Origin of the sequence: Janthinobacterium rivuli, assembly GCF_009208735.1 — a bacterium.
Classification (GTDB): domain Bacteria; phylum Pseudomonadota; class Gammaproteobacteria; order Burkholderiales; family Burkholderiaceae_D; genus Janthinobacterium.
The window spans coordinates 46,776-64,410 of the sequence record NZ_WFLJ01000017.1; the positions used below are offsets into that span (position 1 = coordinate 46,776).

Here is a 17,635-nt window from a genome sequence, read left to right on the forward strand (position 1 = left end):
TCGTTACAACTCTGTAGCCCGCAGGGTGGCATGGCCGCTTGAAATGGCGCCGTGTGGACCCCACCTCTGTCCTGAAACCGCAGGAGTTTCTCCTGCTTGAGCGAAGGATGCAAAATGAACCTGATCTATAACAGCGAACAATACAGCGTCGTGGAATTCGGCGCCGACGTCGACCTGGAAGCCCTGCGCTTTGGCGGCTATGAAATCGTCGACAAGGGCGGCAAGCGGGAAACCTTTATCGCCGGCATCCTTGCGCAAAACTTCCGCCGCGACGTCACGGAGCTGATCGCCAGCGAACCCAGCATGGAAGAGATCGATGAATTTTTGGGCAGCTATGATTCCCTCATGAGCCAGCCCGTCCTGTTGCACTGACCGGATGGCTATCGCCACCATACCAATCCGTCTGACGGCATGGTATGGTGGTTGTGTTATCCAGCTGCAAACAGACCATGTGCCAACTTCTCGGAATGAATTGCAATGTCCCCACGGACATTGTCTTTAGTTTTACCGGCTTCGCCATGCGTGGCGGCCATACCGATACCCACCATGACGGTTGGGGCATCGCCTTTTTCGAGGGCGCCGGCGTGCGCCATTTCGTCGACCACCAGGCGGCCATCGCCTCGCCCGTGGCCGAGCTGATCAAACGCTATCCCATCAAGTCGCGCAATGTCATCGCGCATATCCGCAAGGCTACGCAAGGCCAGGTGGCGCTGGAAAACTGCCACCCTTTCGTGCGCGAACTGTGGGGCCGCTACTGGGTCTTTGCCCATAATGGCGATTTGAAGGAATTCCATCCCGTGCTGACGGGCAGTTACCGCCCCGTCGGCTGCACGGACAGCGAACTGGCCTTCTGCTACCTGCTGCAGGAATTGCACGCGCGCTTTGGCGACGCGCCGCCGGCCTTGCCGGCCCTGCACCTGGCGCTGGCTGAGCTGTTGCCCGGCATCGCGGCGCACGGCACCTTCAACATGATGCTGTCGAGCGGCGCGGCGCTGTTTGCCCATTGCTCGACCAGCTTGCACTATCTGGTGCGACAACATCCGTTTCCAACTGCTAAACTCTCCGATGAAGACCTGAGTGTGGACTTTTCCCAGGTGACGACGCCGCAGGACCGCGTGGCCGTGATCGTTACCCAGCCGCTGACGACAAATGAGCAATGGACGGCGTTTGCGCCCGGTGAATTGAAATTATTTGTCGACGGGATGGTGCAAGACACGCCAGTCGCCTAATTTGTTGACGACAATACGCCGGATTGCTGCCAAAATACCCACAGCGCGGGCGGAATTCAGCTAAAGTATTGTCAATAGTGAACCTTGATGCGGGCGCGGCGCGGCCGGTGTCACTCGACGTGATTGATGAAGAGTTAATGATCGATATTTCCAGCAACGACATCACCCCGAAACCCTTGCGCGTGCGCGAGTTCTATCTGGGGCGACAACCTATCCTTGACCGCAATCAAGCCCTGTTTGGCTATGAGTTGCTATTCCGCAACGCTCCGGTCGGTCCCGCCAACATTACCAGCGACCTGTCCGCCACGGCGTCCGTCATCGCCCATGCGTCGCAGCTGGGCATGGAAAAGGTCATCGGCGACGCGCTCGGTTTCGTCAATGTCGATGCCGACGTGATCATGAGCGACATCTTCGTGTTCCTGCCGCGTGAAAAAGTCGTGCTGGAAATCGTCGAATCGATGCCCGTCACGCCCGAAGTGCGTGCGCGGATCAGCGAGCTGGTGGGCCATGGCTTCACCTTCGCGCTGGAAAACGTCGTGTCCGACACGCCACAGGTGCAGGAGCTGCTGCCGCTGGTGCAATACGTCAAGATGGACATGAGCACGGTCGACCCGAAAGTGCTGGCCGCCCTGGCGCCCCGTTTCAAGCAGGAAAACAAGAAACTGGTGGCGGAAAAGGTCGAGACGCGCGAAGAATTCAAGTCGGGCCTGGACCTGGGCTTCGATTACTTCCAGGGTTATTATTTTGCCAAGCCCGCCATCATGACGGGCAAGAAGCTGTCGCCGTCGCAACTGGCCGTCATGGAACTGATGACCCTGGTGACGTCGGACGCCGACAATATGGACATCGAGCGCGCCATCAAGCGCGACGTGTCGCTGGCCCTGAACCTGCTGCGTCTGGTCAATACGCCGGCCGTGGGTGCGCGCCAGCGCATCGACTCGCTGAGCCAGGCCGTGACCGTGCTGGGCCGCCGCCAGTTGCAACGCTGGCTGCAAATCATGCTGTACGCGGAGCCAAGCAAGCGCGGCCATAGCATGACGCCATTGCTGATGCTGGCCACCACGCGCGGCCGCCTGCTGGAATTGCTCGCGCACAAACTGCGCCCGAACCACGCCCATTCGGCTGATATCGCCTTTACGGTCGGCATCATGTCCCTGATGGATACCCTGTTCGGCGTGCCGATGTCGGAAATTCTCAGCCAGATTGAAGTGATCGACGAAGTGGCCGAAGCGCTGCTGTCGCGCGAAGGCTTCTATGGCGACCTGCTGCGCCTGGCCGAATGCATCGAGCGCATCGAAGACATGGAAGGCGAGATCGTGCCGACCTTGCGCGACCTGGCCATGTCGCCGGACGACCTGGTGGAGCTGGAAATGGCCGCCTACGAATGGAGCGACAACGTCGTACGATACGCGCTGTAGGTCGGATTAGCGCGACCTCCCGGCCGCGCGTAATCCGACAACATTGTTGGCGCGCTCTTTAAAAACCCTGCACGGCATCGCCGTGGCATGGTTTTTTTACGCCGCTACGCGGCCGCACCGGGCCAGTGCTTGTGCAGTTCGGGGTCGGTGCGTAGTTCCCACAGGGCCAGCACGACGACGGCGATACCGACGATCAGCTCGTTCCACATGACGACACGCTGTTCGGCCAGCCGCAAGACCCACGGCGAGGCGGCGACCCAGACGCCCACCAGCAGGTTGACGACGACGGCCCAGAAATAGGTCTTGTACAGGTCGAAGGCGGCCAGCACGGCGATCACGAGACCCGAGACAAAGGCGTTGATCATCTGCGGCGAACCTTCGGGATAGGAAAAGGCCCAGGGCGAGACGACGAGCCACAGGCCCAGCAACAGGATCACTTGGTCCTGCCAGCGTTTCAGTTTGAAGTTGGTTGCCATATTACCTCCTTGCCAGTTGGGAACGGACCGGAGCGGGCATGCAGCATGCCGGCCGGCATACTGCGTTAGTGCGCTTCGGCGCGCGATAAGTTCCGCGCGCCTTGTGCTTATATTATGGCACTACGACAGGTTCGGCGCCAGCCAGCGCTCCACGTCCTCGATGCTGGCGCCACGGCGCTTGGCCATGTCGTCCACCTGGTCCATGCCGATCTTGCCGACGACGAAGTATTTCGACTCCGGGTGGGCAAAATAGAAGCCGGAGACGGCCGCGCCGGGGAACATGGCATACGATTCCGTCAGCTGCATGCCGATTTCCTCGGCCTGCATGACCTCGAACATCTGTTTCTTGACCGTGTGCTCGGGGCAGGCAGGGTAGCCGGGCGCCGGGCGGATACCCACGTATTTCTCGGTGATCATGTCGTCGTTGCTCAAGTGCTCGTCCGGCACATAGCCCCACAAGTCCTTGCGCACGCGCTCGTGCAGGTATTCGGCAAACGCCTCGGCCAGGCGATCGGCCAGGGATTTCAGCATGATGGACGAGTAATCGTCGTGCGCATCCTCGAAGCGTTTTTCGTACTTTTCGATGCCCAGGCCGGACGTCACGGCGAACATGCCGATGTAATCCTTCACGCCCGATGCCTTCGGCGCGATGAAGTCGGCCAGGCACTGGTTCGGACGCTGCACGCCGTCGACCACGGGCTTGACGCCCTGCTGGCGCATGCCGTAATACGTGAACGCCACGCTACTGCGCGTATCGTCCGTGTACACCTCGATATCGTCGTCATTGACGCTGTTGGCCGGCAGCAAGGACACGACGCCGTTTGCCGTCAGCCAGCGTCCATCGATGAGTTTTTTCAGCAAGGCCTGGCCTTCCGCGTAGACCTTGGTGGCCGCGTCGCCCACCACCTCATCCGTCAGGATGGCGGGGAAGGGGCCGGCCAGGTCCCAGGTCTGGAAGAATGGGCCCCAGTCGATGTAGTTGGCCAGGGTGGCCAGGTCGACGTTTTTAAACACGCGGCGGCCGATGAACTTCGGTTTGACGGGCGTGCAGGGGCCGTCGAAGGGCACGAGCATCTTGTTGGCGCGGGCCTGCGCCAGCGGCAAAATCGGCAGCGCCTTCTTGTTGGCGTGCTGCTCGCGGATGCGCGCGTAATCGAGTTCGATGTCTTCCACGTACTTGTCGCGCTGTTCCGGCGTCAGCAGTGATTGCGCCACGGACACGGAACGCGAGGCGTCCGGCACGTAGATGACGGGGCCGTCGTAGTTGTGCGCGATTTTCACGGCCGTGTGGGCGCGGCTGGTGGTGGCGCCGCCGATCAGCAGGGGAATCTTCAGCATGCGGAAGTGTTCGTCGCGCTGCATTTCCTTGGCGACATACGCCATTTCTTCCAGCGACGGCGTGATCAGGCCCGACAGACCGATGATGTCCGCGTTTTCCACCTTGGCGCGCGCCAGGATTTCCGAACACGGCACCATCACGCCCATGTTGACCACTTCGAAGTTATTGCATTGCAGAACGACCGTGACGATATTCTTGCCGATGTCATGCACGTCGCCCTTCACGGTCGCCATGATGATCTTGCCCTTCGGCTTGGCGACGATGCCCGTGCGTTGCTCTTCCAGCAGCTTTTCTTCCTCGATGAACGGAATCAGATGGGCCACGGCCTGCTTCATGACGCGCGCCGATTTCACCACTTGCGGCAGGAACATCTTGCCTTGGCCAAACAGGTCGCCGACCACGTCCATGCCGGCCATCAGCGGGCCCTCGATCACGTGAATCGGGCGTCCGCCGTTGTGCAGCAGCTGCTGGCGCGCTTCTTCCGTGTCTTCCACGATGAATTGCGTGATGCCGTGCACCAGCGCGTGCGACAGGCGCTCCTGCACCGTGCCTTCGCGCCAGGCCAGGGTTTGTGCCTCGGCCTTGCCGCCCGCCTTCAGGGTGCCGGCAAATTCGATCATGCGTTCGGTCGAGTCTTCGCGGCGGTTCAACACCACGTCTTCCACGCGCTCACGCAATTCCGGGTCCAGGTTGTCGTACACGCCCACCATGCCGGCGTTGACGATGCCCATGGTCATGCCGGCCTTGATGGCGTGGTACAGGAAGACGGTATGGATGGCTTCGCGGGCGGGATCGTTGCCGCGGAAACTGAACGACACGTTCGACACGCCGCCCGAGATCTTCGCGTACGGCAAGTTTTCCTTGATCCAGCGCGTGGCGTTGATGAAGTCGACGGCGTAGTTGTTGTGCTCTTCGATACCGGTGGCGACGGCAAAGATGTTCGGATCGAAAATGATGTCTTCCGGCGGGAAGTCCAGCGCATCGATCAACAGGTGATATGCGCGGGCGCATATTTCGATCTTGCGCTCGAAGGTGTCGGCTTGCCCCTTTTCATCGAAGGCCATGACGATGACGGCGGCGCCATAGCGGCGGCACAGCTTGGCCTGGCGCAGGAATTCCTCTTCGCCTTCCTTCATGGAAATCGAGTTGACGATGGCCTTGCCCTGCACGCATTTCAAGCCCGCTTCGATGACCGACCATTTCGACGAGTCAACCATGATGGGCACGCGTGAAATGTCCGGTTCCGAGGCGATCAGGTTCAGGAAGCGCGTCATGGCCGCCAGCGAGTCGAGCATCGCCTCATCCATGTTGATGTCGATCACTTGCGCGCCGTTTTCCACTTGCTGGCGCGCCACGGACAGGGCCTCGTCATATTGCTCGTTGAGAATCATGCGCGCGAACGCCTTCGAGCCCGTGACGTTGGTGCGCTCGCCCACGTTGACGAACAGCGATTCATCGTTGACGACGAACGGTTCCAGGCCGGCCAGGCGCAGGTCGTGCGATGGGGCCGGCACCGTGCGCGGCGTGTTTTTCGACAGCAATTTGCCGATGGCGGCGATGTGCTCGGGCGTGGTGCCGCAGCAGCCGCCCGCCATGTTCAGGAAGCCCGCGTCGGCGAATTCGCGCAGCAGGGCGGACGTGTCGGCTGGCAACTCGTCGAAACCCGTGTCGCTCATGGGGTTGGGCAAGCCCGCGTTCGGGTAGATGCAGACGAAGGTGTCGGCGATCTTGGCCAGCTCTTCCGCGTACGGACGCATCAGGGCGGCGCCCAGCGCACAGTTCAGGCCGATGGTCAGCGGTTTCGCGTGGCGCACGGAATTCCAGAAGGCAGGCACGGTCTGGCCCGACAGGATGCGGCCCGAGGCGTCCGTGACGGTGCCGGAAATCATCAAAGGCAGGCGCACGACGTCGGGATTTTGCTCGTAGAACAGGTCGATGGCGAACAGGGCCGCCTTGCAGTTCAAGGTATCGAAAATGGTTTCCACCAGCAGCACGTCCGCGCCGCCTTCCACCAGGCCCTGGGTCTGCTGCAGGTAGGCGGCCACCAACTGGTCGAAACTGACGTTGCGCGCGGCCGGGTCGTTGACGTCGGGCGAGATCGACGCCGTCTTCGGCGTGGGGCCCAGGGCGCCGGCGACGAAGCGCGGCTTGTCCGGCGTGGAATACTTGTCGCAGGCGGCGCGCGCCAGCTTGGCGGCCTGCACGTTCATTTCATAGGCCAGGTGGGCCATGTGGTAATCGTCTTGCGCGATCGTCGTGGCGCCGAAGGTATTCGTTTCGATCAGGTCGGCGCCGGCCGCCAGGTAGCGCTCGTGGATTTCCTGGATGATGTGCGGCTGCGTCAGGGTCAGCAGCTCGTTATTGCCCTTGACGAACAGTTCGCGCGCGCCACTGTCGGCCGGCGCGGCGAAATCGATGAAGCGGCCGGCGGGACCGCCACGATATGCTTCTTCGTCGAGCTTGTATTGCTGGATGATCGTGCCCATGGCGCCGTCGAGGATCATGATCCGCTGCGCCAGGATGGCGCGCAAGGTGGCTTCGGTCGGGGACATGGCGGGGATCACGGTATCGTTCATTTCATGCTTTCAATAGGCAAACGGGCGGCGGCGCGGCGGCAGGACGTTACGAGGCGGGTGCGGGCCAGCAGGATCAGCCGACGGAAAGTTGCCGGCCGGGTAGGGCAGGCAGAGGGTGGCAATCGCCTGATTTCACCGGGTCTAAAATTATACGGCATCAGGCTGCTTTGGTTTTAAGCAAAAGCGGCCGTTCCCCCCCCAAGGCTGGCGTTCTTGCAACACATTGCCTTCCGTCGCGCCTGCTCCTGAAAATGGCACTCCTGAAAATCTTACTTAAAATGTTAATTTTTCCGCCAAAGTTGCTGGAAAGGTACGTCGTCTAGGCTGTGGAAAAATTTCCACATTATTTGTGCCGTATCAGCATATTTTTAATGAATTGAATGGCAATAGCTGTAAAGGAAAATAAACGTGATTTCGGTCAATGCAGAGGGAGACGAATAATGCTCAAAATAAAGTTTGCCAAGCAGATATTTTAATTATTATCAAAACAATTTGAATCAAAAGCATTAATAGTTGTCTTCGGGAATCGAATTAACCATAATATTGGTTCCTGGAAATTAAATTCTCACCAAAAGTCACCAATATGTCACATTTATCTTGTGTCCTCCCCGGCACCGCGCTGCATCAACATGGTTGCCAGCCATGAAAAACCATCTGCTAGTCGCATTGTTTGTCATGCTGGGCCTGTCCGCCTGCGGCGGCGGTGGCGGTGGTGGTGGCGAGACCGTGGTGGCGACCACGTCGGGTACGCCCGTCCTGGTTCCTGCCGTGACGGCCGTCTCGGCGGCGAATGTCGCCGTTGGCGGCAGCCTGGTGGTGACGGGCACGAATCTGAGCCGCGTGACGGCCTTCAAGGTGGGCGGCGTGACCGTTACCGCCAGTGTCGCCAGCGACACGAGCGTTACCTTGGCCATGCCTGGCGTGCCTGTAACAGGCGCCTTGAGCCTGGTCAGCGCCAGCGGCACGGCGGCCACCAGCTATAACGTCAATGTGTACCTGCCCTTGAGCGTGGGCAGCGTCGCACCGGCGACGGGCGGCGTCGGTTCCAGCGTGACGATCGCGGGCGGCGGCATGGGTGCAGTGACGGCGGTGCAGTTTGGCAATGGCGCGGCGGCGACGCCGCAAAGCCAGACGGCCAGCAGCGTGACCGTGGTGGTGCCTGCGGGCGCAGCGACAGGCGTGCTGACGGTGCGCGGTCCCTACAACGATGTGGCCAGCAGCGATACGTACACGGTCTTGGCGAGCGTGGCGGTGACGTCGATCAGCTCGGTCGTCAACGGCGGGAGCTTGTCCGTGACGCTGCAGGGCAGCAATCTCGACCAGGTCACTTCGGCGTCGGTGGGCACGACGCCAGCCGTCATCGTCAGCGCCAGTGCCAGCCAACTGGTGTTGTCCGCGCCAGGATCGGCAACGGGCAACGTGATGTTGTCGGCCGCGTCGCGCATCGCCGTCAATGCGGGCACGGTGTCGGCCTTTACCTTGGGTAGCATTGATTTCGCGCAAGTACTGAATTTGAACGCCAGCAATATGGCCTTGCGCCTGACGCGCGGCAAGCCGGCCGCCGTGCGCGTGTCCGTGCTGGCCGCGCAGGCGGGCCAGTCCAGCCCGGCCGTCACCTTGAACGCGACCGCCGCCAATGGCAGCAACCTGGGCAGCATCGCGATGACGGGTCCGGCGCTCTTGCCGACGACGAAGAACGATGACAGTTTCAACGGCAATTTCAGCGCCGTGCTGCCGGCCAGCTGGATCTTGCCCGGCGTGCGCGTGCGCGTGACGGCCGTCGGCAATGATGGCGTGCAAGTGAGCCAGGAAGCGGCGCCCGCAGTGGCCAGCCTGGCCAGAATCCGTCTGGTGCTGGTGCCACTGAGTACGGATGATGGCGTGGCGCAACTGCCTGATGCCGAGGTGATCCGTGCCGCGCTGCTGCGCGTGTATCCGTATGCGGCGGAAAATATCAGCATCACGACGCGCGTCGCACTGAGCATGCCGGGCAGCAGCACGGCCGACAGCTGGTGGAGCGATGCCCTGGGCAAGCTGGAAAACCGGCGCGCGCTGGAAGACAGCGGTGCCTACTATTATGGTTTCGTGCCGAAGATGTCCGTCACCAATGCAGCCGGCCTGGCCTACATCAATGAGCGCAGCAGCGGCAACGACTTCACGTCGGCCATCGGCCTCGATGCCCAGTCCAAGAGCATCGCGGCGGTCGACCCCTTCTCCAATCAATGGCCTCTATGGCTGACCACCCTTGTGCATGAGCTGGGCCACAACCACTCGCTGCAGCACGTTCCCTGCGGCGGTCCGGCCGGAGCAGTGAACGACTATCCATATGCGCAAGGCGCACTGGGCCCGCAACCGCTGTACAACAGTAGTTATGACGGCAGCATCGGCCAGCTGAGCAAGGCAGTCTATGGCAGCACGCCGATGAAGGACGTGATGAGCTATTGCAGCGGCGCCTGGTTCTCCGATTACAGCTATGCGCGGGTGCAGCAATTCCTGGAAAAACGCAGCACGCAGGTGACGGGCAGCAATGTGCTGGCCGCCAGCATGTCCGTGGCCGAGAACGGCTACCTGACCATTTCCGGCCGCATCACGCCTGGCGGCGTGGCCCTGCGCCCGGCCGTCGCCTCGTCGACGCGCATCGGCGCCGCCGCCAGCGGCAGCGGCCATGCTTATACCTTGCGCGTGTTGACGGCGTCGGGACAGACTATCGACTTGCCCTTCGATGGCGTTTCCGTGGCCGACCATGGCGGCAACGCCATGAGCCACTTCCGCGTCAGCTTCGCCAACCCGGGCGACATCAGCGACGTGCAAGTGCTGGCAAATGGCAAGGCCTTGGCCAAGCTGGAACGCTCGGCGCGTCGCGGCAAGGCTGCCGCCAACGATGCCACGTTTGATGCGACGCAAAGCGGCGGCCAGCTGGCGCTGACCTGGAATGCCCAGGCGGAACCCTACGCCGCCGTGCTGCACGTTGCTGCCGATGGCCGCAAGACGGTGGTCGCCAGTGACTTGACGGGTGGCAAAGCCAGCGTCGACGTGAGCGCCTTGCCGGCCGGCGGCCGCTTCGAGGTCAGCCTGTCGTCGTCCGTGGGTGGGCGCATGATGAAGGTGGCGCGCCGCTAAACAAGGGTGGCGGAAACAACAAGGGCTTGCCGCGGCAAGCCCTTTTTTTATCGCCGTCGACAGGACGCCGCCGTGCCATCACGTAAAGCGTTTGCCTTCGAGCGGGAAGCCCTTGATGAACTCGGCCGCGGGCAGGCGCTTGCCGCCCGGTTTTTGCAGTTCCGTCAGGCGCAGGGAGCCGTTGCCGCAGGCCACGACGATGCCGTGCTGGGCGTCGGCCGCCAGCACCTGGCCCGGCGCTTCCTTGCTGTCCGCTTCGAGTACCTCGGCGGCCCAGATCTTGATGGTAACGCCATCGACCTGGCCGCAGGCGCCGGGAAACGGATTGAAGGCGCGGATTTTCAGGCCCAGTTCCAGCGCCGGCAGACTGAAATCGAGTGCCGCCTCTTCCTTGGCGATTTTCGCCGCATACGTGACGCCCGCTTCCGGCTGCGGCACGGCTTCGAGCGGCTGCTGCTGCATCTTGCGCAGGGTCTCGACGATCATCTTGCCGCCCAGGGCGGCCAGCTTGTCGTGCAGGGTGGCGGTGGAGTCGCCCGCTTCGATGGGCGTGCGCTCGATGGCCAGCATGGGGCCCGTATCGAGGCCTTCTTCCATCTGCATGATGGTCACGCCCGTTTCATCGTCGCCCGCCTCGATGGCGCGGTGAATCGGCGCGGCGCCGCGCCAGCGCGGCAGCAATGAACCGTGGATATTGATGCAGGGTTTGATGTCGAGCGTGCTGCGCGGCAAGATCAAGCCGTAGGCCGCCACCACCATCACGTCGTAGTCGGTGGCCAGCAGGCGCTCGTGGGCCGCCTTTGCCTCGGCGGCGCGCTGCGGGTCCTTGCTGTCCATGCGCAGGGACAGCGGCTGCAGCACCTCGATGCCATGCTGCTGCGCATACTGCTTGACGGCCGAGGCGTGCAGCTGCATGCCGCGTCCGGCCGGGCGGTCGGGCTGGGTCAGCACCAGCGGAATCTCGAATCCCGCTTCGTGCAAGTCTTTCAGGGCCGTGGCGGCGAATTCAGGCGTGCCTGCGAAGATCACTTTCATATGGTTCCTTGACGTGAGGTGCGCAGGCCCGCGCCGGAGGCGCCAGGCTGGCGTGGTGTAACGACTACTGTTGCTGCTTAGTCTATCAGCAGTATCGCAAAAGCGGCTTAGAAACGGCGATTCTGTGCGCGCAGGCTCGCTTCGCGCTCGAGACCACGGATTTCCTTGATCATCTTGGTCTTGATGCGGTTGCGCTTGAGCGGCGACAGGTATTCGACGAATACCTTGCCCAGCAGATGATCCATCTCATGCTGGATGCAGACGGCCAGCAAGCCATCGGCTTCCAGCTCGAACTGCTTGCCGTGGCGGTCCAGGGCGCGCACCTTGATGCGGGCCGGACGCTCGACGCCATCGTAGACGCCAGGCACGGACAAACAGCCTTCGTCGTAGACCTGCTTTTCTTCGCTGGCCCAGGTGATTTCCGGGTTGATGAATACTTGCAGCTGGTTTTTCTCTTCGGTGATGTCGATCACCATCATCTGGATATGCTCGTCCACTTGCGACGCGGCCAGGCCGACGCCCGGGGCGTCGTACATGGTTTCAGCCATGTCGTCGATCAGGGTTTGCAGGCGCGCATCAAATTCGGTGACGGGCTTGGCGACCGTGTGCAGGCGCGGATCGGGGTAACGCAGGATATTTAATATGGACATACGGATTCGACTGGTTAAGGTGGGCGCCGGTGCGCCGGATTATTCATGCCTGGGCCATGCGGACGATGGCAGGGCTATGGTGAGTACGCGACGGTTGGGCGCGTGCGGCGCAACGGCGCGGCAGATGCGTTTGCCAGTGCGCTAATCGTCTGCTGCAAAGGGAAATTTTATCACAGACGCCCATGCTCCTGTGGATGGCGGGGTAGCGGCCATTGCACGCATCCTTGCGCGCGTCGGTAGCGCGTGCGCGCCATGGCGCTAGCATGGGGGCATGGTACACAGTGAGGTTGTCATGCATGCACTTGCAACGACGGCAGACGCGGCCACGGAACTGGCGGGCTGGCTGCGCCTGCAGCATCTGCCCGGCGTGGGGCCGGTGGCGGCGCGCGCCTTGCTGGCCCGCTTCGGCTTGCCGCCCCAGGTCTTCGCCGCGCCGTTCGAGGCCTTGCGCGAAGTCGTGCCGGCCGGCGTGGCGCGCGCCATCGTGCAGCCGCCCAAGCCCGTGGCCAACAGCCAGCTGGAACTCACGCTGCAATGGCTGCAGCGGCCCGGCAATGCCGTGCTGACCCTGGCCGACGCCGCGTATCCGCCGCTGCTGCTGGAAATCGCCGATCCGCCGCTGTTGTTATATGTGCGGGGGCGGGCGGAACTGCTGTCGCGTCCCGGCGTGGCCATCATCGGCAGTCGCAATGCCAGCGCGCAAGGCATGCAGAATGCGGCCGCCTTCGCACAGGCCCTCAGCGCGGCGGGTTTGACCATCATTTCCGGGCTGGCGCTGGGCATTGATACGCACGCGCACGAGGGGGGCCTGCGCGGCGCGGGCGCCACCGTGGCCGTGATCGGCACGGGCGCCGATCTGGTGTATCCGCGACGCAACCTTGATCTGGCGCAAAGAATCGCGGAACAGGGCTGCATCGTCAGCGAGTATGCGCTGGGCCTGCCCGCCATGCCGGCAAACTTTCCGCGTCGCAACCGCCTGATCAGCGGCCTGGCGCGCGGCGTGCTGGTGATCGAGGCGGCCGCCCAGTCGGGTTCCCTGATCACGGCGCGCCTGGCCGGCGAGCAGGGGCGCGACGTGTATGCCTTGCCCGGCTCCATCCATGCGACGTTGGCCAAGGGCTGCCATGCGCTCATCAAGCAAGGCGCCAAGCTGGTCGAGTCGGCCGATGACGTGCTGCAAGAGCTGCAATGGCTGGGCGGCATCCCCAGCATGCCGGCAGTGGTGGAAGACGAGACGCCGCTGCTGGCCGCGCTGGGCCACGATCCCGTCGATGCCGATACCCTGGCCGCGCGCAGCGGCCTGGCCATGGGCGCGCTGATGGGCGAATTGCTGGCGCTGGAGCTGGCGGGCCGGGTCGAACGCTTGCCGGGAGGACTGTTTCAACGCTGCAAATGACAGCTTGTTACTTGTGTGGCGGCCTTGCCGCACGGGGGCGCTTTGTCTGTGCGCACCCTTGTGTCGCAGCGAACTTAGCTGATAGAGTAGAGCCATGTTCGATATCCTGGTGTACCTCTACGAGACTTACTATCGCCCCGATGCCTGCCCCGAGCCGGCAGTCCTGGCGCGCAAACTGTCGGCCGTCGGTTTCGACGACGTGGAGATTTCCGAGGCGCTCGTCTGGCTGACGGATTTGAACGCCATGGCCGGCGTCGAGCAAACCCTGACGGCCGCCTCCACGGGCACGCGTTTCTATGTGCAGCAGGAAAGCGACGTGCTGGGCACGGCCGCCATCGGCTTCATCCAGTTCCTCGAAAGCGCCAAGGTGCTCTCGCCGCTGCAGCGCGAAATCGTCATCGAGCGGGCGCTGGCGCTCGACGAGGCACCCGTTTCGCTGGGCAAGCTGAAAGTCATCGTGCTGATGCTGCTGTGGAGCCAGGGCAAGGAACCGGACGCCCTCATGTTCGACGACCTGTTCGTCGACGACGAAGACCTGCCCCCGCGCCTATTGCACTAATATATAGACGTCGCCGGCGGCCGCTGTCGCTGCCTGCCCGATCCTCGCGCCGCCGCCGCGCCATCCCCTTTACCATGTGCTGCACCGGCGCGCACGCTTGACAATCGCGTTTGCGCCTGCGCATTCTTGCTTGCAGATAACTTGCCGAATTCTTCAATAGGCGCTTATCATTGGCCGCTTGACAAGACCACAAGTCACAAGGCCTTGCGCAGACAAAAGCGTCGGCGCCTGGCAATGCACTGTATGATGCGCATGCTGAAACTATCCTAGAGCATTTTTCGAGACTAAAAAATATGACAAAAACCCTCATCATCGCCGAGAAGCCTTCTGTCGCGAACGATATCGCGAAGACGCTTGGCGGCTTCACCAAGCACGATGAGTACTTTGAATCGGATGAATACGTCCTGTCGTCGGCGGTCGGCCACCTGCTGGAGATCGCCGTACCGGAAGAATTCGACGTGAAGCGCGGCAAATGGAGTTTCGCGCACTTGCCGATGATTCCACCGTATTTCGCGCTGAACCCGATCGCCAAGACGGAAGCGCGCCTCAAAGTATTAAACAAGCTGATCAAACGTAAAGACGTCACCACCCTCATCAACGCATGCGATGCGGGGCGCGAAGGCGAGCTGATTTTCCGCCTGATCGCGCAAAACGCGAAAGCCAAGCAACCGGTCAAGCGCCTGTGGCTGCAGTCGATGACGCCGGGCGCCATCCGCGACGGTTTCTCGCACCTGCGCAGCGACGAAGAAATGCTGCCGCTGGCGGACGCGGCCCGCTGCCGTTCGGAAGCCGATTGGTTGATCGGTATCAATGGCACGCGCGCCATGACGGCGTTTAATTCGAAAGAAGGCGGCTTCTACCTGACCACCGTGGGCCGCGTGCAGACGCCGACCCTGTCCATCGTCGTCGAACGCGAAGACAAGATCAAGAAATTCGTGCCGCGCGACTTCTGGGAAGTACGCGCCGAATTCGTCTGCGCGGCCGGCATCTATGAAGGCCGCTGGCTCGACACGAAGTTCAAGAAGGACGAGAACGATCCCGAGAAGCGCGCCGAGCGCCTGTGGAGCAAGACGGCTGCCGACTCGATCGCCACCGCCTGCCGCGGCCGCCAAGGCATCGTCACGGAAGAGTCGAAACCGACCACCTCGATGGCGCCGGGCCTGTTCGACCTGACCAGCCTGCAGCGAGAAGCGAACTCGCGTTTCGGCTTCTCGGCCAAGAACACCCTGGGCCTGGCCCAGGCGCTGTATGAAAAGCACAAGGTGCTGACGTATCCGCGTACCGATTCGCGCCACCTGCCGGAAGACTACATGCCGACCGTGCTGCAGGCGCTGGAAACGGTCAAGGAAAACAGCAACTACCACCAGTTCGCCAAGCAGATCATCGACAAGGGCTGGGTCAAGCCGAACAAGCGTATCTTCGACAACACGAAGATCTCGGATCACTTCGCGATCATCCCGACGACGATCGCGCCGAAGAACCTGTCCGAGCCGGAACAGAAGCTGTACGACCTGGTCACGCGCCGCTTCATGGCCGTGTTCTTCCCGCCTGCGGAATTCCAGGTCACCACGCGTTACACGGAAGTGTCCGGCCATCAGTTCAAGACTGAAGGCAAGGTCATGACCAATCCGGGCTGGCTGGCCATCTACGGCAAGGAAGCATCGACGGACGCCGACAAGGAAAGCAATGGCAACGGCAACCTGGTGCCGGTCGCCAAGGGCGAAAAAGTGCAGACGGAAAGCGTCAGCGCGAATGGCCTGGTGACGAAGCCGCCCGCGCGCTTCACGGAGGCGACCTTGCTGTCGGCCATGGAAGGCGCTGGCAAGCTGATCGATGACGACGAGCTGCGCGATGCGATGGCCGGCAAGGGGCTCGGCACGCCGGCGACGCGCGCGGCCACCATCGAGGGCTTGCTGACGGAACGCTATCTGATCCGCGAAGGCCGCGAACTGATTCCGACGGCCAAGGCATCGCAGCTGATGACTTTGCTCAAAGGCCTGGGCGTCAACGAATTGACGGCGCCGGAACTGACGGGCGAGTGGGAATACAAGCTGTCGCAGATGGAAAAAGGCAAGATTTCGCGCGAAGAGTTCATGCGTGAAATTGCACAGATGACGCAAATCATCGTCAAGCGCGCCAAGGAATACGACAACGACACCATTCCCGGCGATTACGCCACCCTGGAAACGCCATGCCCGAACTGCGGCGGCGTGGTAAAGGAAAACTATCGTCGTTTCGCCTGCACCAAGTGCGAATTCTCGATGAGCAAGACGCCGGGTTCGCGCCAGTTCGAAATCGCCGAAGTGGAACAATTGCTGAAGGACCGCACCATCGGCCCGCTGCAAGGTTTCCGCTCGAAGATGGGCCGTCCGTTCGCCGCCATCCTGCGCATCGTGCGCGATGAAGAGATCAAGAACTTCAAGCTGGAATTCGATTTCGGCCAGAACGACGAGAGCGAAGATGGCGAAGGCGTCGATTTCACGGGCCAGACGCCCGTGGGACCTTGCCCCAAGTGCAACGCCGGCGTGTATGAAATGGGCCTGGCCTATGTGTGCGAGCACAGCGTGGCCAAGCCGAAGACGTGCGACTTCCGCAGCGGCCGCATCATCTTGCAGCAGGAAATCTTGCCGGAACAAATGGCAAAACTGCTCAACGATGGCAAGACGGACTTGCTGCCGGGCTTTGTTTCCCAGCGTACCCGTCGTCCGTTCAAGGCATTCCTCGTGCGCGGCAAGGATGGCAAGGTGAGCTTCGAGTTTGAAGAGCGCAAGGCCAAGCCGGGCGCCAAGACGAAGGCGGCAGCCGTCGAGGCCGAAGGCGAAGAAGGCGCGGCGCCAGCGAAGAAAACGGCCGTCAAGAAAGCGGCAGCCGTCAAAAAGGCGCCGGCCAAGAAAGCGACGGCCGTGAAAAAGCCGGCCGCCAAGAAGGCGCCGGCGAAGAAAGCGGCGGCGGCGGAGTAATCCGGCGCCAGCCAGGCAGGCAGACAAAAGCCAGGGATCGCTCCCTGGCTTTTTTTACGTCCCGAGGCTCTTAGTCCAGGTAGTCGGAATACTCGCGCTGCGCGTAGTTCTGCAAGTTGGCCCACGGCTGCGCCTTGCTGACGGTCGGCTGCAGCTTGACGTCGACCCGGCGATAGAAGGTGTTCGCGCGGTCGCCGCTTTCGATGATCAGGGGAATCTGCTTTTGCTCATCCCACAGGATGCGCTGGAACACGCCATTCTTTTCCACTTCGCGCCAGCGTGCGCCCGTCACGGTCGATGCCTGTTTCGACAGCGGCATGGCGGCTACCAGTTTCGGGTCCAGCAGATAGAAACTGTTTTCCCAGGAACCATCGAAATTGACGTTTTCGTACTCGGCTTTCGGGATGGCGACGACGATCTTGTCGTGCGCATCGATGTATTCCACGCGCACGGTGTTCTTTTCCAGCATCACGTGGCGCGGTATCAGCACGGGATTGAAGTGCTTGTGCTCATGTTGCGTGGCCGCGGTCGACGTCTTCAACGCCACTTTCCTGTTCTCGCCGTGGCTGTGGCCCGCATGCGCATCGGTCGACGGCGCCAGCACGCGCTCGACCCATACGTGGCCGGGACGGCGCAGCATCTTTTCTTCGTAGCGGCTTTCGCGCGTCACGCCTTCCGGCGTCAGCACGCGGCTGTAATAGGTGATGCCCAGGTCCAGGTCGGCAGGAGCGGAAGGCGTGGCAGGCGCGGCTTGCGCGCTGGCGGCAAAGCCGGCGGCGAGGAGGACGGCGATCAGGGATGATTTCATGGTGTTGCCTTTACGTGCAGAGGGGCGGAGGGCAACGCTGCCATCCGCCCCGGTGGGGTTACCGTGTTG

Annotated in this window: 12 protein-coding genes; 7 read left to right on the forward strand and 5 right to left on the reverse strand. The window is 62.1% G+C overall.

The features are described from left to right. Positions 1 to 114 precede the first annotated feature (114 nt). From GCN78_RS21525 to GCN78_RS21535, 3 genes are all read left to right on the forward strand, one after another. Entirely contained in the window at positions 115 to 372 is a 258-nt protein-coding gene (locus tag GCN78_RS21525) for a BTH_I0359 family protein (RefSeq protein ID WP_071079509.1), read from the forward strand. 77 nt (positions 373 to 449) lie between these two features. Beyond that, on the forward strand, positions 450 to 1,229 hold the full coding sequence (locus GCN78_RS21530; RefSeq protein ID WP_152253525.1) for a class II glutamine amidotransferase: 780 nt from the start codon (positions 450 to 452) through the stop codon (positions 1,227 to 1,229). A gap of 137 nt (positions 1,230 to 1,366) precedes the next feature. Then, positions 1,367 to 2,647: an EAL and HDOD domain-containing protein gene (locus GCN78_RS21535; RefSeq protein ID WP_152253526.1), complete on the forward strand. Its 1,281-nt coding sequence runs from the start codon at positions 1,367 to 1,369 to the stop codon at positions 2,645 to 2,647. Positions 2,648 to 2,751: 104 nt separating this feature from the next. Here GCN78_RS21535 and GCN78_RS21540 read toward each other — a convergent pair whose 3' ends face one another. Then, positions 2,752 to 3,123 (reverse strand): SPW repeat protein, encoded by a 372-nt coding sequence (locus GCN78_RS21540; RefSeq protein WP_152253527.1) that lies wholly within the window; start codon positions 3,121 to 3,123, stop codon positions 2,752 to 2,754. 120 nt (positions 3,124 to 3,243) lie between these two features. Then, positions 3,244 to 7,038, reverse strand: a complete 3,795-nt coding sequence (gene metH / locus GCN78_RS21545) for a methionine synthase (protein WP_193316820.1) — start codon at positions 7,036 to 7,038, stop codon at positions 3,244 to 3,246. Positions 7,039 to 7,680: 642 nt separating this feature from the next. Here metH and GCN78_RS21550 point away from each other — a divergent pair. Further along, positions 7,681 to 10,158, forward strand: coding sequence for an IPT/TIG domain-containing protein (locus GCN78_RS21550; protein WP_152253528.1), 2,478 nt, complete (start codon positions 7,681 to 7,683; stop codon positions 10,156 to 10,158). Positions 10,159 to 10,236: 78 nt separating this feature from the next. Here the strand turns inward: GCN78_RS21550 and fmt are convergent, their stop codons facing one another. Both fmt and def read right to left on the reverse strand, forming a co-directional pair. Further along, a complete protein-coding gene (gene fmt, locus GCN78_RS21555; protein WP_152253529.1) occupies positions 10,237 to 11,193 on the reverse strand; it encodes a methionyl-tRNA formyltransferase in 957 nt (318 codons plus the stop codon). Positions 11,194 to 11,300: 107 nt separating this feature from the next. Continuing rightward, positions 11,301 to 11,843: a peptide deformylase gene (def, locus tag GCN78_RS21560; protein ID WP_076568288.1), complete on the reverse strand. Its 543-nt coding sequence runs from the start codon at positions 11,841 to 11,843 to the stop codon at positions 11,301 to 11,303. A 292-nt stretch (positions 11,844 to 12,135) separates the two neighbouring features. Between def and dprA the strand changes: the two genes are divergently transcribed. The 3 genes from dprA to GCN78_RS21575 all read left to right on the forward strand — a co-directional run bounded on the left by dprA (position 12,136) and on the right by GCN78_RS21575 (position 16,758). Beyond that, the gene (gene dprA, locus GCN78_RS21565) at positions 12,136 to 13,239 is read left to right on the forward strand and encodes a DNA-processing protein DprA (RefSeq protein WP_152253530.1); all 1,104 of its coding nucleotides are present in this window, start codon (positions 12,136 to 12,138) and stop codon (positions 13,237 to 13,239) included. Positions 13,240 to 13,333: 94 nt separating this feature from the next. Continuing rightward, positions 13,334 to 13,798, forward strand: a complete 465-nt coding sequence (locus GCN78_RS21570) for a Smg family protein (protein WP_152253531.1) — start codon at positions 13,334 to 13,336, stop codon at positions 13,796 to 13,798. A 293-nt stretch (positions 13,799 to 14,091) separates the two neighbouring features. Next, complete coding sequence (locus GCN78_RS21575) at positions 14,092 to 16,758, forward strand: DNA topoisomerase III (RefSeq protein WP_152253532.1); 2,667 nt, start codon at positions 14,092 to 14,094, stop codon at positions 16,756 to 16,758. Positions 16,759 to 16,828: 70 nt separating this feature from the next. Here the strand turns inward: GCN78_RS21575 and GCN78_RS21580 are convergent, their stop codons facing one another. Beyond that, entirely contained in the window at positions 16,829 to 17,566 is a 738-nt protein-coding gene (locus GCN78_RS21580) for a hypothetical protein (protein ID WP_152253533.1), read from the reverse strand. Positions 17,567 to 17,635: the final 69 nt, after the last annotated feature.